Here is a 17,616-nt window from a genome sequence, read left to right on the forward strand (position 1 = left end):
AGCAAAAAAATGTCGTGGCCCTGTCATAAATGATTACCCACGAGGTTACAGGCAGGTTATGTTTTTCATAAAAGTGTCACAAATCTGACGCATAATGGCGCCGCGAATCTCAGTGACAGCCGTCATAATCTGCAGGAGTAATAATGGCTAAGCGCATTCTGGTTGTGGAGGATGAAGCCCCCATCCGCGAAATGTTGTGTTTTGTTCTGGAGCAGAACGACTATCAGCCGATTGAGGCGGAAGATTATGACAGCGCCGTGGGCAAGCTGATTGAACCCTGGCCCGACCTGATTTTACTGGACTGGATGTTACCCGGCGGCAGCGGCATTCAGTTTATCAAACACCTGAAACGCGAAGCGATGACGCGCGATATTCCGGTGATGATGCTCACCGCGCGCGGTGAAGAGGAAGATCGGGTGCGCGGGCTGGAAGTCGGCGCCGATGATTACATCACCAAGCCCTTTTCGCCGAAAGAGCTGATGGCGCGGATCAAGGCGGTGATGCGGCGTATTTCGCCGATGGCCGTGGAAGAGGTGATTGAGATGCAGGGGCTGAGTCTGGATCCCTCCTCACATCGCGTGATGTCCGAAACCACGCCGCTGGAAATGGGCCCTACCGAATATAAACTGCTGCACTTCTTTATGACCCACCCGGAACGGGTTTACAGCCGCGAACAGCTGCTCAACCACGTCTGGGGCACCAATGTCTATGTGGAAGATCGTACGGTTGATGTCCACATTCGCCGTTTGCGTAAAGCGCTGGAACTCTCCGGCCACGATCGCATGGTACAAACCGTTCGTGGAACAGGGTATCGTTTCTCTGCCCGCTACTAAACGGAGCTTTTACCGTGCTGGAACGCCTCTCCTGGAAGAGATTACTTGCAGAACTGCTGCTGGCCTGCCTGCCGGGGCTGCTGCTGGGCCTGCTGACCGGCGGCCTGGCCTGGTGGCTGCTGCTGAGCGTACTGGCGGTGCTGTTGTGGCACTTTCACAATCTGATGCGGCTGTCGCACTGGCTGTGGCTTGACCGCACCATGACGCCGCCCGCCGGGCGTGCCAGCTGGGAACCGCTGTTTTATGGCCTCTATCAGATGCAGCTGCGAAACCGGCGGCGGCGGCGCGAACTGGGTAATCTGATCAAGCGTTTCCGCAGCGGGGCGGAGTCGCTGCCGGATGCGGTGATCCTGACGACGGAAGAGGGAACGATTTTCTGGTGCAACGGGCTGGCGCAGCAGCATCTTGGCCTGCGGTGGCCGGAAGATAATGGCCAGAATATCCTCAATCTCCTGCGTTATCCTGAGTTTTCCCGCTATCTCCGTCAGCGCGATTTTGACAAGCCGCTGACGCTGGTGCTCAACAACAAACTGCACATGGAGTTTCGCGTGATGCCCTACAGCGAAGGGCAGTGGCTGCTGGTGGCGCGTGATGTCACGCAGATGCACCAGCTGGAGGGCGCGCGCCGCAACTTCTTTGCCAACGTCAGCCATGAGCTGCGCACACCACTCACGGTGCTGCAGGGTTATCTGGAGATGATGAACGACGCGGTGATGAGTGAACCTTCGCGCAGTAAAGCGCTGCACACCATGTCAGAGCAGACGCGGCGGATGGACAGTCTGGTTAAGCAACTGCTGACGCTGTCGCGCATTGAGGCCGCGCCGGCCATCGATCTGAAAGAGAAGGTGGACGTACCGGTGATGCTGAAACTGCTGCAGCATGAGGCGGCGACGCTGAGCGGTGGCCGCCACGAGATCCATTTCCACACCGATCCCCATCTTAAGGTGTTCGGCAACGACGAGCAGTTGCGCAGCGCCATCTCCAATCTGGTTTACAACGCCGTCAATCACACGCCTGCGGGCACGCGGATCGATATCAGCTGGCTGCGCAGCAAACAGGGCGCGACCCTGCGGGTGTGCGATAACGGGCCGGGTATTGCGGCAGAGCATATTCCGCGGCTGACCGAGCGTTTCTATCGCGTCGATAAAGCGCGCTCCCGGGCCACCGGCGGCAGCGGGCTGGGGCTGGCGATTGTGAAACATGCGCTGAGCCACCACAACGCGCGGCTCGACATTACCAGCGTGCCATACAGCGAGACCTGTTTTACCTTTACGCTGCCGGCAAGGTTGATTGTCAGCGGCATGATGCAGGAGAATGCCGTTCATTAATCGCTGCCGGATCTCCCTGATGCGCCTCCTTCTTTTACTGATTGTGACTCTGCTGCCGGGCCTGGCGTTTGCCCAGCCCGGTGCGCTTTCCGGCAACCTCAGCAGCGTGGGCTCTGATACGCTCGGCTATCTGATGACGCTGTGGAGCGAAGATTTCAGCCGTCAGGTGCCGGGCGTTAACGTACAGGTGCAGGCCTCGGGTTCTTCTACTGCCCCGACCGCGCTGGCTGCGGGAGCGGCGCAGCTCGGTCCGATGAGCCGCCCGATGCAGGCCGATGAACGTCAGGCCTTTGAAACGCGTTACGGCTATCCTCCGCTGGCCGTACCGGTGGCGATGGATGCGCTGGTGGTGGTGGTCAATCAGCGCAACCCGCTGCAGCAGATCGCACCCCGCCAGCTCGACGCCATCTTTTCGGTGACCCGCCTGTGTGGCGCCCGCGATGTGCCGCTGCGCTGGGGCGATCTCGGCTTAACCGGGGCGCAGTGGCGCAGCCGTCCGATTCAGCGCTATGGCCGTAACTCCGCCTCCGGCACCTGGGGATTCTTCAAGCAGCAGGCGCTGTGCCGGGGCGATTTTCGCAGCGACGTCGCGGAGTTTCCCGGCTCGGCGGCGGTGGTGCAGGCCGTCGCCGGAAATTCACGCAGCATCGGCTACGCCAGTTTCGGCTTTCACCTCAGCGGGGTAAAAATGCTGGCAGTGACCAACGATCAGGGGCAGGCCATCGTCCCGGATGCGGACGCCATCCGCAGTGGCCGCTACCCCTGGGCGCGTCCGCTCTACCTTTACGTCAATAAAGCGCCCGGTAAACCGCTACCGCCACTGGTGGCCGCCTTCCTGCAGCAGGTACTCTCGGCGCAGGGACAGCGGCGCGTCAGCGAGGCTGGCTATCTGCCGCTGTCGGAAAGCCAGATCGCCCAGGCGCGGGCCTCCCTGCAATAGCCCAACATGAATTAATTTCATCATCGCTGAATTTTCTTCAGTTGCAGCCGCGCCGCGTGCGTGACACTCTGTGTTCAGACATTTAGCCATCCAGATGGCTATTTATATCAGAATGCAACTATTTCCTGCCGTCATTACCGGCAGGCGAGAAAGGAGTGATCATGCAAAGAGAAACCGCCCCGTTCCGTGCCGACACCGTCGGCAGTTTCCTGCGACCTGCCGCCATCAAACAGGCGCGCGAACAGTTTGCCGCCGGTGAGATCGCTGCCGCTGCGTTGCGTAAGGTCGAAGATGAGGCGATTCGTGATGTGGTCGCGAAACAGCGTGAAAATGGCCTGAAGGTGGTCACGGATGGGGAGTTTCGTCGCGGCTGGTGGCACTTCGATTTCTTCTATGGCCTGCAGGGCGTTGAGCGTTATGAGGCGGAGCAGGGCATTCAGTTTAATGGCGTGCAGACCAAAGCGCAGGGCGTGAAAGTGGTCGGCAAACTGGGCTTCCCGGCCGATCACCCGATGCTCGACCATTTCCGCTTCCTGCAGAGCATTGCCGGCGATGCGGTGCCGAAGATGACCATTCCCAGCCCCAGCGTGCTGCACTTCCGTGGCGGCCGCAAAGTCATTGACGCGGAGGTTTACCCGGATCTGGCCGATTACTTCAGCGATCTGGCGCAGACCTACAAGGCGGCTATCCGGGCGTTTTATGACGCGGGCTGCCGCTATCTGCAACTGGATGACACCGTCTGGGCCTATCTCTGTTCTGAGGATCAGAAGCGCGACATCCGGGCGCGCGGCGACGATCCGGAGCAGCTGGCGCAGATTTATGCTCAGGTACTGAATAGCGCACTGGACGATAAACCTGCCGATCTGACCGTGGGCCTGCATGTCTGTCGCGGCAATTTCCGCTCCACCTGGATTTCAGAGGGCGGTTACGGGCCGGTAGCGGAAATCCTGTTCGGCAGCGTAAATGTGGATGCGTTTTTCCTGGAGTATGACAACGCCCGCTCTGGTGGCTTCGAGCCACTGCGGTTTGTTAAGCCCGGCCATCAGCAGGTGGTGCTGGGGCTGATCACCACCAAACTGGGTGATCTGGAAGATCCGGCGCAGGTGAAAATCCGGCTGGAGGAGGCGGCGCAGTATGTCAGTCTGGATCAGATCTGCCTCAGCCCGCAGTGTGGTTTTGCCTCGACGGAAGAGGGTAACAGCCTGAGCGAAGCCGAGCAGTGGCAGAAGATCCGTTTAGTGGTCGATATCGCCAGAGAGGTCTGGTAGTGCTGTAACGTTGTGCAGACAGGCGCGTAAAACGCGCCTTTTGTGTATCTGAACGGTCGTTTATGCGGGGATTTCTCACGGCCTGACGACTTTTCAGGCACATCATCTTGTGTGCCTGCTGAAAAAATCAACGCTATCCTCTGCCTTTTGGAAAAAAGGCGGGATAACCTTCTGGTTTTCCGATCCCGTATTGCCTTTCGCCGCTATAAACGTTTTACTTAGCGCCGTTGTCGATCCACCCCTCTGTAAACAGAATAACAGCAGATTAAACCACCTGCGCGCCAGCCCGAAGCGGACACCGTGCTCTGACAGTGTACGTCGTCGCGGTTCAGACGCAGCGAGGGGGACAACACGAACTCAACTTCCACCGCAACATCAGTGACAGGCCGTATGACACATCGTTTAACTTCGAAGGACATTCTCGCGCTGGGCTTTATGACATTTGCCCTGTTCGTTGGCGCGGGTAACATCATTTTCCCGCCCATGGTTGGTATTCAGTCTGGTGAACACGTCTGGACTGCCGCAATAGGCTTTCTGATCACGGCTGTCGGCCTGCCCGTCATGACCGTGATCGCGCTGGCTCGTGTGGGCGGCGGCGTGGATGCGCTCAGCACCCCGATTGGCAAAGTGGCGGGCATCGTGCTGGCGACCGTCTGCTATCTGGCTGTTGGCCCGCTGTTTGCCACCCCGCGCACCGCAACGGTCTCGTTTGAGATGGGGATCGCCCCGCTGACCGGTGAAGGCTGGCTGCCGCTGTTTATCTACAGCCTGATCTACTTCGTGCTGGTCATTGGCGTGTCGCTCTATCCCGGCAAACTGCTGGATACCGTGGGCCACTTCCTGGCGCCACTGAAAATTATCGCCCTGACCGTGCTCGGTGTGGCCGCGCTGCTCTGGCCGGCAGGCGGAACCATTACGGCGACCGCCGACTATCAGCGTGCGGCCTTCTCCAGCGGTTTCGTTAATGGTTATCTGACCATGGATACCCTGGGCGCCCTGGTCTTCGGCATCGTGATTGTGAACGCGGCCCGCTCCCGTGGCGTGGAAAATGCGGCGCTGCTGACCCGCTATACCGTGCTGGCGGGCCTGATCGCCGGTCTGGGCCTGACGCTGGTCTACCTCTGCCTGTTCAAACTGGGCGCAGGCAGTGGCGCGCTGGTGGATCAAAACGCCAACGGCGCCGCGATCCTGCATGCCTATGTTCAGCACACCTTTGGCGATATGGGCAGCTTCTTCCTGGCCGCGCTGATCTTCGTCGCCTGTATGGTGACCGCCGTGGGCCTGACCTGTGCCTGTGCGGAATTTTTTGCGCAATACCTGCCATTGTCGTATAAAACGCTGGTATTTATTCTGGGTCTGTTCTCAATGGTGGTGTCGAACCTCGGCCTGAGCCACCTGATTCAGATCTCCATCCCGGTACTGACGGCGATCTATCCGCCCTGTATCGTGCTGGTCGTGCTGAGTTTCACCCTGAACTGGTGGAACAAAAGCAGCCGGATTATCGCACCGGCGATGCTGGTCAGCCTGCTGTTCGGCATTGTTGATGCGATTAAAACCACCGGGTTTAAAGATATGCTGCCCGCTTTCAGTCAGCATCTGCCGCTGGCCGACCAGGGTCTCGCCTGGCTGCCGCCGTCGCTGGTGATGCTGCTGATTGCCGCTGTTGTCGACCGGGTGAAGGGACCTGAACAGGTTGCCGTTCACTCGTAACAGAGAGCGCTGATTCTTCTTTAACCACGGGCTTGCCCGTGGTTTTTTCATTTCACAGGTACAGGTTGTTATGCAAGAAACCAACAAGCTCAAACGCGGACTGAGCACGCGCCATATCCGCTTTATGGCACTGGGATCGGCGATTGGCACCGGGCTGTTTTACGGTTCCGCTGATGCGATAAAAATGGCCGGACCGAGCGTGCTGCTCGCCTATATCATCGGCGGAGCCGTGGCTTACATCATCATGCGCGCACTGGGTGAGATGTCAGTGAACAACCCCCAAGCCAGCTCCTTTTCCCGCTACGCGCAGGACTATCTGGGGCCGATGGCGGGCTACATCACCGGCTGGACATACTGTTTCGAAATCCTGATTGTGGCGATCGCGGATGTCACCGCTTTCGGCATCTATATGGGCGTCTGGTTCCCTGAGGTGCCGCACTGGATTTGGGTGCTGAGCGTGGTGCTGATCATCGGCGCGGTCAACCTGATGAGCGTCAGGGTGTTCGGCGAGGTGGAGTTCTGGTTCTCCTTCTTCAAGGTCGCCACCATTATCGTGATGATTCTGGCCGGTTTTGGCATGATTATCTGGGGGATCGGCAATGGCGGTCAGCCGACCGGCATCCACAATCTCTGGAGTAACGGCGGCTTCTTCGCGCACGGCGTGGTGGGGATGCTGCTGTCGCTGCAGATGGTGATGTTTGCCTATGGCGGCATTGAGATTATCGGCATCACCGCCGGTGAAGCGAAGGATCCGGAGAAGTCCATTCCGCGTGCGATCAACTCCGTACCCTGGCGCATCCTGGTGTTCTACGTCGGCACGCTGTTTGTGATTATGTCGATCTATCCGTGGAATCAGGTTGGCACTGCGGGCAGCCCGTTTGTCCTGACCTTCCAGCATCTGGGGATCGCGGCGGCGGCTTCCATCCTCAACTTCGTGGTGCTGACGGCCTCGCTCTCGGCCATTAACAGCGATGTGTTTGGCGTGGGCCGTATGCTGCACGGTATGGCACAGCAGGGCCATGCGCCGAAGATCTTTATGAAAGTCTCTTCGCGCGGCATTCCGTGGGTGACGGTGGTGGTAATGATGTTCGCCATGCTGATCGCGGTCTACCTTAACTACCTGATGCCAGAGAAAGTGTTCCTGGTGATCGCCTCCCTGGCGACCTTTGCCACGGTGTGGGTCTGGATCATGATTCTGCTGTCGCAGATAGCGTTTCGTCGCAAAATCGGCAAAGAGGCGGCCAGCAAACTGCACTTTGCCCTGCCTGGCGGCAGCTGGACGGCTGGCGCTGGCGTCGCTTTCCTCTGCTTTATTATCGCGCTGATTGGCTACTTCCCCGATACCCGCGTTTCGCTCTATGTCGGTATGGTGTGGATCGTGCTGCTGCTGGCAGGCTACAAACTGGTGCGTAAGCCTCGTTGATCTTCTGTTCTGCTCTCCCGATGCCGGGGGAGCAGAACCGGTTATTTCCCGCTTCTGTTTTATCCTCCGTTATTTGTGTGATCCGCTGCACAGCCTTCCGTTTTTCAGCCGCTGCGACATTGCGCAGAAATAGTATGGCGTGGTGTTAAGCAGTTTATTTTTCCGACGACGTGTGGAACGGTTTAATTAATGACCTGATTAGCATCACAGATGCTTAAGCCGGATAGCCGGACAGGCGTCATCGCGCGGCAGGGCGCGGCGGGCGGGAGTTGAACAGCAGGCGTGGGGATGAAGAAAATAAAAAACGGCGAAACTAGTCGCCGAAAGAATCAAAGAATTACAGGAAAAAATAATTATAAAGGGATGATTGACGTAACTATCGTAAAACAAAAAAGAGGGGGCTGATAGCCAGCCAGTTTTAAATAAGAAAAGGTCGGAATGGCGCTAATTAACAGCGGTTAACATTATTCAGGCCGCCGGAAAGCGGCGGTCTGAATTTCATTAGCCACAGACTCAGGGCACTATAACCGAAACCGGCAGCGTAGCGCTGTTATCCAGGTTTTTACGCAGCCGATTCAGTGTGGATTGATAAGGGCAGAGCAGACCCACCTTTGTGACTCTGCAGTCGGGCTGATGCCACTCCTGACGTAACAGCGGATGTTTTTCATCAACCGGCTGCAGCTGGCGTATCCCATCCAGACTCTGTGCCTGAAAATAGAGGCGCAAAAACCGTTCGCCGCTGTGGATGTCGCGCCAGCGCTCCAGCACCAGACTGCTGCCGGGCGGGATGTTGCCGCGTGCATAACCGGGTAGCTGCCAGCTGAAACCCATCAGGGTGCGCACCATCGCAATATTGGTGTCGTGCGCGACCAGAATAAACCAGCGGGCAGGCGAACGCGCATCGTCGATCGTCTCCAGCAGGGCGTTGAGCAGGATTGAGCCGCGCCGCTGAGCCAGGTAGAGAAGATCGTTACTGAGATCGTAGTTGGCGGTCAGCAGGGGCAGCAGCGTGGTGATCTGCGCGGCGGAAGTGATATGCCCCCAGGCGAGCTGATCGAACGGCAGATTTTCGCTGTAACCCAGCCGCAGCGTCTCCACCATGCTCGCCATCGCGCTCAGCCCGTAGACGTAACTGCCGCCGCTGCGGGTCTGCCGGATCGACCAGGGCTGGTCGAAGAAGGTGCAGGCAACGGCGGGCGGACAGACGGCGGCTTTCAGCTGCTGAATCGCCGGTTGCAGCTGCTGTTGCAGCTGCGCCAGATCGCCCGCTTTCTGCTGTTTAGCGGCCAGCTCCTGAGCCGGGTCGCCCCGGGTGATCGCCAGTTTTTCGCTCTGAAACAGCGGGTCAGCGTCACCCGCCACGGAATGCACCGGCACGCCGCAGCCGGGAAAGGCCCCGTCAGTCAGCGCCGCGCCGGTGGCGCGGGTGCGCTGCAGCGGGCTGGCGCGCACGTAGACCTGGGTCGCATCAGGGCAGCCAGCCTTCAGCAAACCGAGCTGGCGATAGTGATCGCCCTCCCAGCGCCCTTTATTGACCACCGCGCTGTAGCCATGACCGGTCAGCTCGCCATCGGCCGTGCTCCACTGTGTCCAGGGCTGCTGACTGGCGGCCTCGATCTCTTTACGGTTGCCCGGCGTTGGCGGGCGGACACCATGACGGCTCAGTTCAACCACTTTCTCCAGCTGATACTCCGCGGCCTGTGTCGCCGGGCTTGCCAGCCAGAGAGACGTGAGGATCAGCGCGCAGCGGCACAGGATGGGCAGCCTCATCTATTCATCCAGCGCGCTGTTACCGGTCAGCGCTTTGATCTGTGGATAGAGCGTTGCATTAGCCAGCAGCACCGGATTGCCGTTTTTCAGCCCCTCGTTGCGCAGATAATCGTTGGTGACACCGCCCGCTTCGCGCATCAGAACAATGCCCGGCAGACTGTCCCAGGGATGCATATGCGCTTCGTAATAACCAATCAGGCGTCCCGCTGCCGCCCAGGCACTGGTCAGCGCGCCGGAACCAACACGGATAAACATGCCGCCCTGGGCGATTAGCCCGTTAATCAGATGCGAAACGCTTTCGCCCGGCGTCCGGCTGGAGTTGCTGATGCCGAGCAGACCCTCATTAAGCGCTGTTGCGCCATGAGCCTGTATCGGACGTTCATTGAGCCAGGCACCCTGACCGGCGCGGGCGTGAAACAGCTCCTGATGATTAGGATCGCAGATCACGCCGATAACGGGTTCACCCTCACACACCACCGCCAGCGAGACGCACCAGTTTGGCAGTCCGTTGACGAAGCAGGCGGTGCCATCAATCGGATCGACAACCCAGATAAAAGGGGCACCCTGAACCTCGCCGCCGCTCTCCTCACCATAGACGGCATCCTCCGGAAACCGTTCGGCGATTAAGGTCTTGATCAAGGCCTCCACATTGCGATCGGCCTCGCTGACCACGTCCTGCAAATCCCTTTTGTGTTCCACCACCAGTGTCTGACGCTGCTGATACCAGGATAAGGCCCGGCTGGCCGCCGCACGGGCGATGTCGCAGGCGTAACGGTAACGCGCGTCAATTTCAGAATGCGAAGCGGATGACATCTTTTCCTCTTATGCTTTTTTGCCCTATCGAACGGAAGGCGCGCCTGAACAGGCGGTCTGGCTGTGATGTTAACTTAACTACTGTTAAGAAAGGCTTCATTAAGCCGCAGATGGCGTGTAATGGCAAGATGGGGCGAAACCGGGCGACGGTTTTTCAGCGGGCAGGAATGGATTGCCGCCAGCCCGGTAGCAGAGGATCGGGTTTTACAGGGTTCTGTTGGTCGCCAGCGTCATTAAACGCGGATAAAAATCAAAAAACAGCGCTTCCAGCTGATCGTAATGCCGGGTGAAATCGTGGTAAGAGTCGCGCAGCGCCGCCAGGCGGGGACGACGGCTGGCCATACCGTGCAGCACCCGCTCCAGCCGTGCGGGCTGGGCATAGTGTTCAAACCAGTGCTCGCGCCACATTACCGCGTTAAGGTGCTGAAATTCAGGGGGGGTGTCGCGCAGCTGCGGCACGATCTCCTGCTCGGCGGCGGCAGAAAATTGCGCCAGCGTCTGGTCAGGCGTGAACTGCTGCCAGTGGCGGGCCAGAAAATGGTCCCAGATGACATCCAAAGTGATGGGGGCCACGCGATACGTTTCCGCCCGGAAAAGCTGGCGGGCGGTGCGCACCTCTGGCAGCGCATCGGTCATGACGTCGAGACGACGGTGCATGAGAATGCCGTCTGCGACAGGCGAAGACCAGTGCTGGTGCGGATTACCCCGCACAAAATCGGCCATTAAGTTACCGAGCAGGGAGCTGTTTGCCAGCTGAGCCAGATGGAGATGAGCGAGAAAGTTCATGACGCATTATAGGCTGAACTGCCTTTGCGCAGCCAGTTGTTCAGAATTGGTCGATTTTCCGCTAAACTGTGCCGCCTGTTTTTGCCTGAGAAAGAACATTTCAATGCGTGTCGCCGATTTTGCTTTTGAATTGCCCGAATCCCTGATTGCTCACTATCCCCAGGCGCAGCGCAGCGGCTGTCGACTGCTGACGCTTGAGGGTCCCAGCGGTAACCTGTCGCATGGTGTGTTCACCGATGTGCTGGATAAGCTCAATCCAGGCGACCTGCTGGTGTTCAACAATACCCGGGTGATCCCGGCACGCGTCTTTGGCCGTAAAGCCAGCGGCGGCAAAATCGAGATGCTGGTTGAGCGCATGCTGGACGACAAGCGCGTGCTGGCCCATGTGCGCGCCTCGAAAGCGCCAAAGCCGGGTGCTGAGCTGCTGCTGGGCAAAGATGAGAGCGTGAAAGCGACCATGGTGGCACGCCACGATGCGCTGTTTGAGATCGCGTTTGATGACGAGCGCGCCGTGCTCGACATCCTCAACAGCGTCGGCCATATGCCGCTGCCGCCCTATATCGATCGTCCGGATGAAGAAGCTGACCGCGAGCTTTATCAGACCGTCTACAGCGCCCGTCCGGGGGCTGTGGCGGCGCCCACTGCCGGGCTGCACTTTGACGAACCGCTGCTGCAGGCGCTGAAAGAGAAGGGCGTCGAAATGGCCTTTGTGACGCTGCACGTTGGCGCGGGCACCTTCCAGCCGGTGCGCGTCGAGACTATCGAAGAGCATCACATGCATGCCGAATATGCCGAAGTGCCGCAGGACGTGGTTGATGCGGTGCTGGCCTGCAAAGCGCGGGGCAACCGGGTGGTGGCTGTCGGCACCACCTCCGTGCGTTCCCTGGAGAGCGCCGCCAGAGCGAGTCAGGATGCCCTGATCGCGCCGTTCTTCGACGATACCCAGATTTTTATCTATCCGGGCTATGAGTATCAGGTGATCGATGCACTCATCACCAATTTCCACCTGCCCGAATCGACCCTGATTATGCTGGTGTCGGCCTTTGCCGGTTATCAGCACACCATGGCCGCGTACCGCGCAGCCGTGGCTGAGCAGTATCGCTTCTTCAGTTATGGAGACGCGATGTTTATCAGCAAAAATCCGCAGGCGCCGCTGGAAAAAGTGGGCGACTGATTTATTAACCGATGGCCGGACTCGCCCGTTACGCGACGAAGGCTATCTGCATCGGACTGTTTCTCCGATGGAGGCTTTGTGAAATTTGAACTTGATACCACTGACGGGCGCGCGCGCCGTGGCCGTCTGATTTTCGATCGTGGCGTGGTGGAAACCCCGGCGTTTATGCCCGTGGGCACCTACGGCACCGTGAAAGGCATGACGCCGGAAGAGGTGCAGGAGACGGGCGCACAGATCATTCTGGGCAACACCTTCCACCTCTGGCTGCGTCCGGGCCAGGAGATCATGAAACTGCACGGCGACCTGCATGACTTTATGCAGTGGAAAGGGCCGATCCTGACCGATTCCGGCGGTTTCCAGGTCTTCAGCCTGGGCGATATCCGTAAGATCACCGAAGCGGGCGTTCACTTCCGTAATCCGATCAACGGCGATCCGATCTTCCTCGATCCGGAAAAATCGATGGAGATCCAGTATGACCTCGGTTCCGACATCGTGATGATCTTCGACGAATGTACGCCTTATCCGGCGGACTGGGACTACGCCAAACGCTCGATGGAGATGTCGCTGCGCTGGGCGAAACGCAGCCGCGACCGTTTCGACAGCCTGGGCAACAAAAATGCCCTGTTTGGCATTATCCAGGGCTCGGTTTACGAAGATTTACGAGATGTCTCGGTGAAAGGTCTGGTAGAGATTGGCTTTGATGGGTACGCTGTGGGCGGCCTGGCGGTGGGTGAGCCTAAGCAGGACATGCACCGTATTCTTGAGCACGTCTGTCCGCAGCTGCCGCAGGATAAACCGCGTTATCTGATGGGTGTCGGTAAGCCGGAGGATCTGGTTGAAGGCGTCCGTCGCGGTGTCGATATGTTTGACTGCGTGATGCCCACCCGCAATGCCCGAAACGGCCATCTGTTTGTGACGGAAGGCGTGGTGAAAATCCGCAACGCCCGCTACAAAGATGACACTGCGCCGCTGGATGCCGAGTGTGATTGTTACACCTGTCGCAATTACAGTCGTGCCTACTTGTATCATCTCGACCGTTGTAACGAAATACTGGGCGCGCGCCTGAATACTATCCACAATTTGCGCTACTACCAGCGTCTGATGGCAGGTTTACGCCAGGCCATTGAAGAGGGTAAATTAGAGCGCTTTGTAACTGAGTTTTACCAACGGACGGGCAAAGAAGTTCCGCCATTAACGTCTGACAATTCATCAATGAGGGAAATTTAATGAGCTTATTCATTTCTGACGCCGTGGCCGCAGCAGGCGCACCGTCTCAGGGAAGTCCGTATTCTCTGGTGATCATGCTGGTGGTATTTGGTCTGATTTTCTATTTCATGATCCTGCGTCCACAGCAGAAACGTGCGAAAGAGCACAAGAAGCTGATGGACTCTATTTCCAAGGGTGATGAAGTGCTGACCAGCGGTGGCCTGGTAGGTCGCGTAACAAAAGTCTCTGACACGGGCTACGTAGCGATTGCGCTGAATGACACCAACGAAGTAGTCATTAAACGTGATTTCGTCGCCGCCGTGCTGCCTAAAGGCACTATCAAGGCGCTGTAATTCTTTCTTCCCTAAGGGAACTGCCGTGTTAAATCGTTATCCTTTGTGGAAGTACGTGATGCTGGTCGTCGTGATTCTCGTCGGCCTGCTCTATGCGCTTCCCAACCTGTATGGTGAGGATCCGGCCGTTCAAATCACTGGTGCGCGCGGAAGCGCCGCCAGTGAGCAGACGTTGGATCAAATTCAGTCCGCATTAAAACAAGATAATATCCAGAGCAAATCCGTTGCGCTGGAAAACGGGGCGATCACCGCACGCTTCGCCAATACGGATGTGCAGTTGCGCGCCCGTGAAGCGATCATGAAAGCGCTGGGTGAAAACTACGTTGTCGCGCTGAACCTCGCACCCGCGACGCCGCGCTGGCTGACTCTGCTGTCAGCAGAACCGATGAAACTCGGTCTCGATCTGCGGGGCGGTGTGCACTTCCTGATGGAAGTGGACATGGATACGGCGCTCAGTAAGCTGCAGGAGCAGAATGCTGACACGCTGCGTAGCGACCTGCGCGCCAAAAACATCCCTTACACCAACGTCAATAAAATCGCGAACTACGGCGTGGAAATTCGTTTCCGTGACGCTGCCAGCCGCGATGCGGCGATCGCCTGGCTGAGCTCACGTCACCAGGATCTGGTGATCAACAGCAGCGGCAGCGATGCCCTGCGTGCCACCATGAGCGATGCCCGCCTGAGCGAAGCGCGTGAATATGCGGTTCAGCAGAACATTACCATTCTGCGTAACCGTGTGAACCAGCTGGGTGTGGCGGAACCGCTGGTGCAGCGTCAGGGCTCTGACCGCATCGTCGTTGAGCTGCCGGGGATTCAGGATACGGCGCGCGCCAAAGAGATTCTGGGCGCAACCGCAACGCTGGAATTCCGTCTGGTTAACACCAGCGTGGATCCGGGTGCGGCGGCCAGTGGCCGTGTACCGGGTGACTCGGAAGTGAAGCAGATGCGTGATGGTCAGCCGGTCGTGCTCTACAAGCGGGTGATCCTGACCGGTGATCACATCACCGATTCAACCTCCAGCATGGATGAGTACAACCAGCCACAGGTGAACATCTCACTGGATGGCGCGGGCGGTAACATCATGTCGAACTTCACCAAGGACAACATCGGCAAGCCGATGGCGACTCTGTTTGTGGAGTATAAAGACAGCGGTAAAAAAGATGCCAACGGCCGTTCCGTGCTGGTGAAACAGGAGGAGGTGATTAACGTCGCCAATATCCAGTCTCGCCTGGGTAACAGCTTCCGCATCACCGGTATCAGCAATCCGAACGAAGCACGCCAGCTCTCGCTGCTGCTGCGCGCCGGTGCGCTGATTGCGCCTATCCAGATTGTGGAAGAGCGCACTATCGGACCGACCATGGGTCAGCAGAACATTACCCAGGGTCTGGAAGCCTGCCTGTGGGGTCTGCTCGCATCGATCCTGTTTATGGTGGTGTTCTATAAGAAGTTTGGTCTGATTGCGACCAGCGCACTGCTGGTCAACCTGGTGCTGATTGTCGGCATTATGTCTCTGCTGCCAGGCGCGACCCTGACCATGCCAGGTATTGCCGGTATCGTGTTAACGCTGGCGGTAGCGGTGGATGCTAACGTACTGATTAACGAACGTATTAAAGAAGAGCTGCGTAACGGGCGCTCGGTTCAGCAGGCAATTCATGAGGGCTACAAAGGCGCCTTCTCCAGTATTGTCGATGCGAACGTCACAACCCTGATCAAAGTTATCATTCTTTACGCGGTCGGCACCGGTTCGATCAAAGGTTTTGCGATTACCACCGCAATTGGTATCGCGACCTCAATGTTCACCGCGATTATCGGTACCCGTGCCATTGTTAACCTGGTTTACGGTGGCAAACGCATCAACAAGCTGTCTATCTGAGGAGTGCGTTGTGGCACAGGAATATAACATTGAGCAGTTAAATCACGGGCGTAAAGTCGTCGACTTTATGCGCTGGGATAAGCTGGCCTTCATCATTTCGGGACTGCTGATCCTCGCGGCGATTGCGATCGTAAGCGTGCGTGGCTTCAACTGGGGTCTCGATTTCACCGGCGGTACGGTGATTGAGATCGCGCTGGAGAAACCCGCCGACCTCGACACGCTGCGCAGTGAGCTGGTGAAAGCGGGCTTTGACGAGCCGCTGGTGCAGAACTTTGGCAGCAGCCGCGATGTGATGGTGCGTATGGCGCCGGTGACCGGCGGAGCCGGTACCGAGTTAGGCAATAAAGTGGTGTCGGTGATCAACCAGACCACCCAGCAGAACGCGACCGTGAAGCGCATTGAGTTCGTCGGCCCGAGCGTGGGCAGCGACCTGGCGCAGGCGGGGGCGATGGCGCTGCTGTCTGCACTGATTGCGATTCTGATCTATATCGGTTTTCGCTTTGAGTGGCGTCTGGCGCTGGGTACGGTACTGGCGCTGGCGCATGACGTGATCATCACCTGCGGCCTGCTGGCGCTGTTCCGCATTGAAATCGACCTGACTATCGTTGCCTCGCTGATGTCAGTGATCGGCTACTCGCTTAACGATAAAATCGTGGTGTCAGACCGTATTCGTGAAAACTTCCGCAGGATCCGTCGCGGCAGCTCTTACGACATTACGAACGTGTCGCTGACCCAGACCTTAAGCCGTACGCTGATCACCTCGCTGACGACGCTGGCGATGATCCTCATCCTCTTCATCTTTGGCGGTGCGTTGCTGAAAGGCTTCTCGCTGACCATGCTGATTGGTGTGGCGATTGGTACGATTTCATCCATTTATGTCTCTTCGGCGCTGGCGCTGAAGCTGGGCATGAAGCGTGAACATATGCTGGTTCAGAAGGTGGAGAAAGAGGGCGCCGATCAGCCTTCAATCCTGCCGTAAAGACCGTCGCGCAATGAAAACGGGCAGCCCTGTGGCTGTCCGTTTTTTTTGCATCGCGCCCCTAAGGGGTAGCGGATGCCGCAGGACGGGTCGGGGCGGGGGCATCACCGGTCACGTTGTGCACCCGGACATAACCTAACTGTTCGGGTGTCAGACCGCTGAGCCGCAACGGAATGGACGCCGTATGCTGTGGCAGCAGCGAGGCTGGCAGCGCAACGGTCTGGCTCAGGCTGTCACTGTTCAGCGGTTTACCGGTTGCCGGGTCGAGTTCACCCCAGATGACGGTTGCATGCAGGGCGGGCAGAGGCCGATCGTCCATTGAGCGAACGGTCAGAGTCGCCCGCGAGCCGCTGGCTTCGGCGGTGACCGGCGACAGCGTCAGCCGCAGCGTGCCGAGCCGGGTCTTCAGCGCCACCGGCGTGTTCGCCTGCGGCACCAGCCACGCACCCTGTTCAGAGTGGGCGTTAAGCTGCCCCTGGATCTCCAGCGCACTGGCCTGCGTAGTCAGATGCTGCATCTGCTGATTCAGCTGAGTGACTTCCTGATGCAGCTCTCTGACCTGCGGATTACCGGCCGTTGTGCTACAGCCGCTCAGCGTAATCAGCGAAAGTGCCACCGGCGCCCAAACCAACCTGTTCATAAGTTATCCTTGTCCGTTATTTGGGAATACGTAAAACCTGACCAGGATAGATTTTATCAGGATGAGAGAGCATCGGCTTATTCGCCTCAAAAATCCTGTTGTATTCATTGGCGTTGCCATAAACCTCTTTAGAGATTGCGCTCAGCGTATCGCCTTTTTTCACGGTGTAGAGCGCTGACTCGGCCGCGCTGTCGGTAACGGTGACCTTGTCTTCCACTTTGGTAATGCCTGCGACGTTGCCCGCTGCGATCAGGATCTTCTCTTTCAGCTCCTGCGAAAGGCCATCGCCGGTGACGGTAACGGTGTCGCCGTTGACCTTCACATCCACTTTGTCGCTGTCGGGTAAGCCCAGCTTGTTGATGTGATCCTGCAGCTTTTTATTCTGGTCGTCGCCGCCATGCACCGCATCCCATAATTTTTCGCCAGCTTCTTTCACAAAGTTAAACAGCCCCATATTACCTCCGGTGTGTGAGTGGAAAATTTTTACTGTCGTCTGTAAAGCGTAGTCCGTTTTGCGGCA

The 17,616-nt window shown here is 58.0% G+C and carries 16 protein-coding genes; 11 read left to right on the forward strand and 5 right to left on the reverse strand.

Annotation, left to right across the window (positions count from 1 at the left end):
- Positions 1-143 precede the first annotated feature (143 nt).
- The 6 genes from phoB (at position 144) to proY (ending at position 7,502) form a co-directional block, all read left to right on the forward strand.
- A complete protein-coding gene (gene phoB / locus AB1748_RS05995; RefSeq protein WP_111140019.1) occupies positions 144-833 on the forward strand; it encodes a phosphate response regulator transcription factor PhoB in 690 nt (229 codons plus the stop codon).
- A 14-nt stretch (positions 834-847) separates the two neighbouring features.
- On the forward strand, positions 848-2,161 hold the full coding sequence (phoR, locus tag AB1748_RS06000; RefSeq protein ID WP_111140018.1) for a phosphate regulon sensor histidine kinase PhoR: 1,314 nt from the start codon (positions 848-850) through the stop codon (positions 2,159-2,161).
- A gap of 19 nt (positions 2,162-2,180) precedes the next feature.
- Positions 2,181-3,101: a PstS family phosphate ABC transporter substrate-binding protein gene (locus AB1748_RS06005; protein WP_111140028.1), complete on the forward strand. Its 921-nt coding sequence runs from the start codon at positions 2,181-2,183 to the stop codon at positions 3,099-3,101.
- Between the two features lie 161 nt (positions 3,102-3,262).
- A complete protein-coding gene (locus AB1748_RS06010) occupies positions 3,263-4,369 on the forward strand; it encodes a cobalamin-independent methionine synthase II family protein (RefSeq protein WP_367396129.1) in 1,107 nt (368 codons plus the stop codon).
- Positions 4,370-4,759: 390 nt separating this feature from the next.
- Positions 4,760-6,079 (forward strand): branched-chain amino acid transporter carrier protein BrnQ, encoded by a 1,320-nt coding sequence (brnQ, locus tag AB1748_RS06015; protein WP_111140016.1) that lies wholly within the window; start codon positions 4,760-4,762, stop codon positions 6,077-6,079.
- 70 nt (positions 6,080-6,149) lie between these two features.
- Positions 6,150-7,502 carry a proline-specific permease ProY gene (proY, locus tag AB1748_RS06020; RefSeq protein ID WP_111140015.1) on the forward strand — a complete coding sequence of 451 codons (1,353 nt, stop codon included), beginning with the start codon at positions 6,150-6,152 and terminating at the stop codon, positions 7,500-7,502.
- Between the two features lie 513 nt (positions 7,503-8,015).
- Here proY and AB1748_RS06025 read toward each other — a convergent pair.
- The 3 genes from AB1748_RS06025 to AB1748_RS06035 form a co-directional block, all read right to left on the reverse strand.
- The gene (locus AB1748_RS06025; RefSeq protein ID WP_111140014.1) at positions 8,016-9,272 is read right to left on the reverse strand and encodes a histidine-type phosphatase; all 1,257 of its coding nucleotides are present in this window, start codon (positions 9,270-9,272) and stop codon (positions 8,016-8,018) included.
- Complete coding sequence (locus AB1748_RS06030) at positions 9,273-10,085, reverse strand: inositol monophosphatase (RefSeq protein ID WP_111140013.1); 813 nt, start codon at positions 10,083-10,085, stop codon at positions 9,273-9,275.
- A gap of 204 nt (positions 10,086-10,289) precedes the next feature.
- Positions 10,290-10,871, reverse strand: coding sequence for an ACP phosphodiesterase (locus AB1748_RS06035; protein WP_367396130.1), 582 nt, complete (start codon positions 10,869-10,871; stop codon positions 10,290-10,292).
- Positions 10,872-10,974: 103 nt separating this feature from the next.
- Between AB1748_RS06035 and queA the strand changes: the two genes are divergently transcribed.
- The 5 genes from queA to secF all read left to right on the forward strand — a co-directional run bounded on the left by queA (position 10,975) and on the right by secF (position 16,456).
- Complete coding sequence (gene queA, locus AB1748_RS06040) at positions 10,975-12,045, forward strand: tRNA preQ1(34) S-adenosylmethionine ribosyltransferase-isomerase QueA (RefSeq protein ID WP_367396131.1); 1,071 nt, start codon at positions 10,975-10,977, stop codon at positions 12,043-12,045.
- A gap of 78 nt (positions 12,046-12,123) precedes the next feature.
- A complete protein-coding gene (gene tgt / locus AB1748_RS06045) occupies positions 12,124-13,272 on the forward strand; it encodes a tRNA guanosine(34) transglycosylase Tgt (RefSeq protein ID WP_111140010.1) in 1,149 nt (382 codons plus the stop codon).
- Complete coding sequence (yajC, locus tag AB1748_RS06050) at positions 13,272-13,604, forward strand: preprotein translocase subunit YajC (protein WP_009091760.1); 333 nt, start codon at positions 13,272-13,274, stop codon at positions 13,602-13,604. Before tgt ends, yajC begins: the two co-directional genes overlap by 1 nt.
- 25 nt (positions 13,605-13,629) lie before the next feature.
- Positions 13,630-15,477, forward strand: a complete 1,848-nt coding sequence (secD, locus tag AB1748_RS06055) for a protein translocase subunit SecD (protein WP_111140009.1) — start codon at positions 13,630-13,632, stop codon at positions 15,475-15,477.
- Positions 15,478-15,487: 10 nt separating this feature from the next.
- Positions 15,488-16,456, forward strand: coding sequence for a protein translocase subunit SecF (secF, locus tag AB1748_RS06060; protein WP_111140008.1), 969 nt, complete (start codon positions 15,488-15,490; stop codon positions 16,454-16,456).
- Positions 16,457-16,517: 61 nt separating this feature from the next.
- Here the strand turns inward: secF and AB1748_RS06065 are convergent, their stop codons facing one another.
- On the reverse strand, positions 16,518-17,096 hold the full coding sequence (locus AB1748_RS06065; RefSeq protein ID WP_293770874.1) for a DUF3251 domain-containing protein: 579 nt from the start codon (positions 17,094-17,096) through the stop codon (positions 16,518-16,520).
- 16 nt (positions 17,097-17,112) lie between these two features.
- Positions 17,113-17,550, reverse strand: coding sequence for a peptidoglycan-binding protein LysM (lysM, locus tag AB1748_RS06070; RefSeq protein ID WP_111140027.1), 438 nt, complete (start codon positions 17,548-17,550; stop codon positions 17,113-17,115).
- Positions 17,551-17,616: the final 66 nt, after the last annotated feature.

The sequence above is a fragment of the Pantoea sp. Ep11b genome, assembly GCF_040783975.1.
Taxonomy (GTDB): domain Bacteria; phylum Pseudomonadota; class Gammaproteobacteria; order Enterobacterales; family Enterobacteriaceae; genus Pantoea.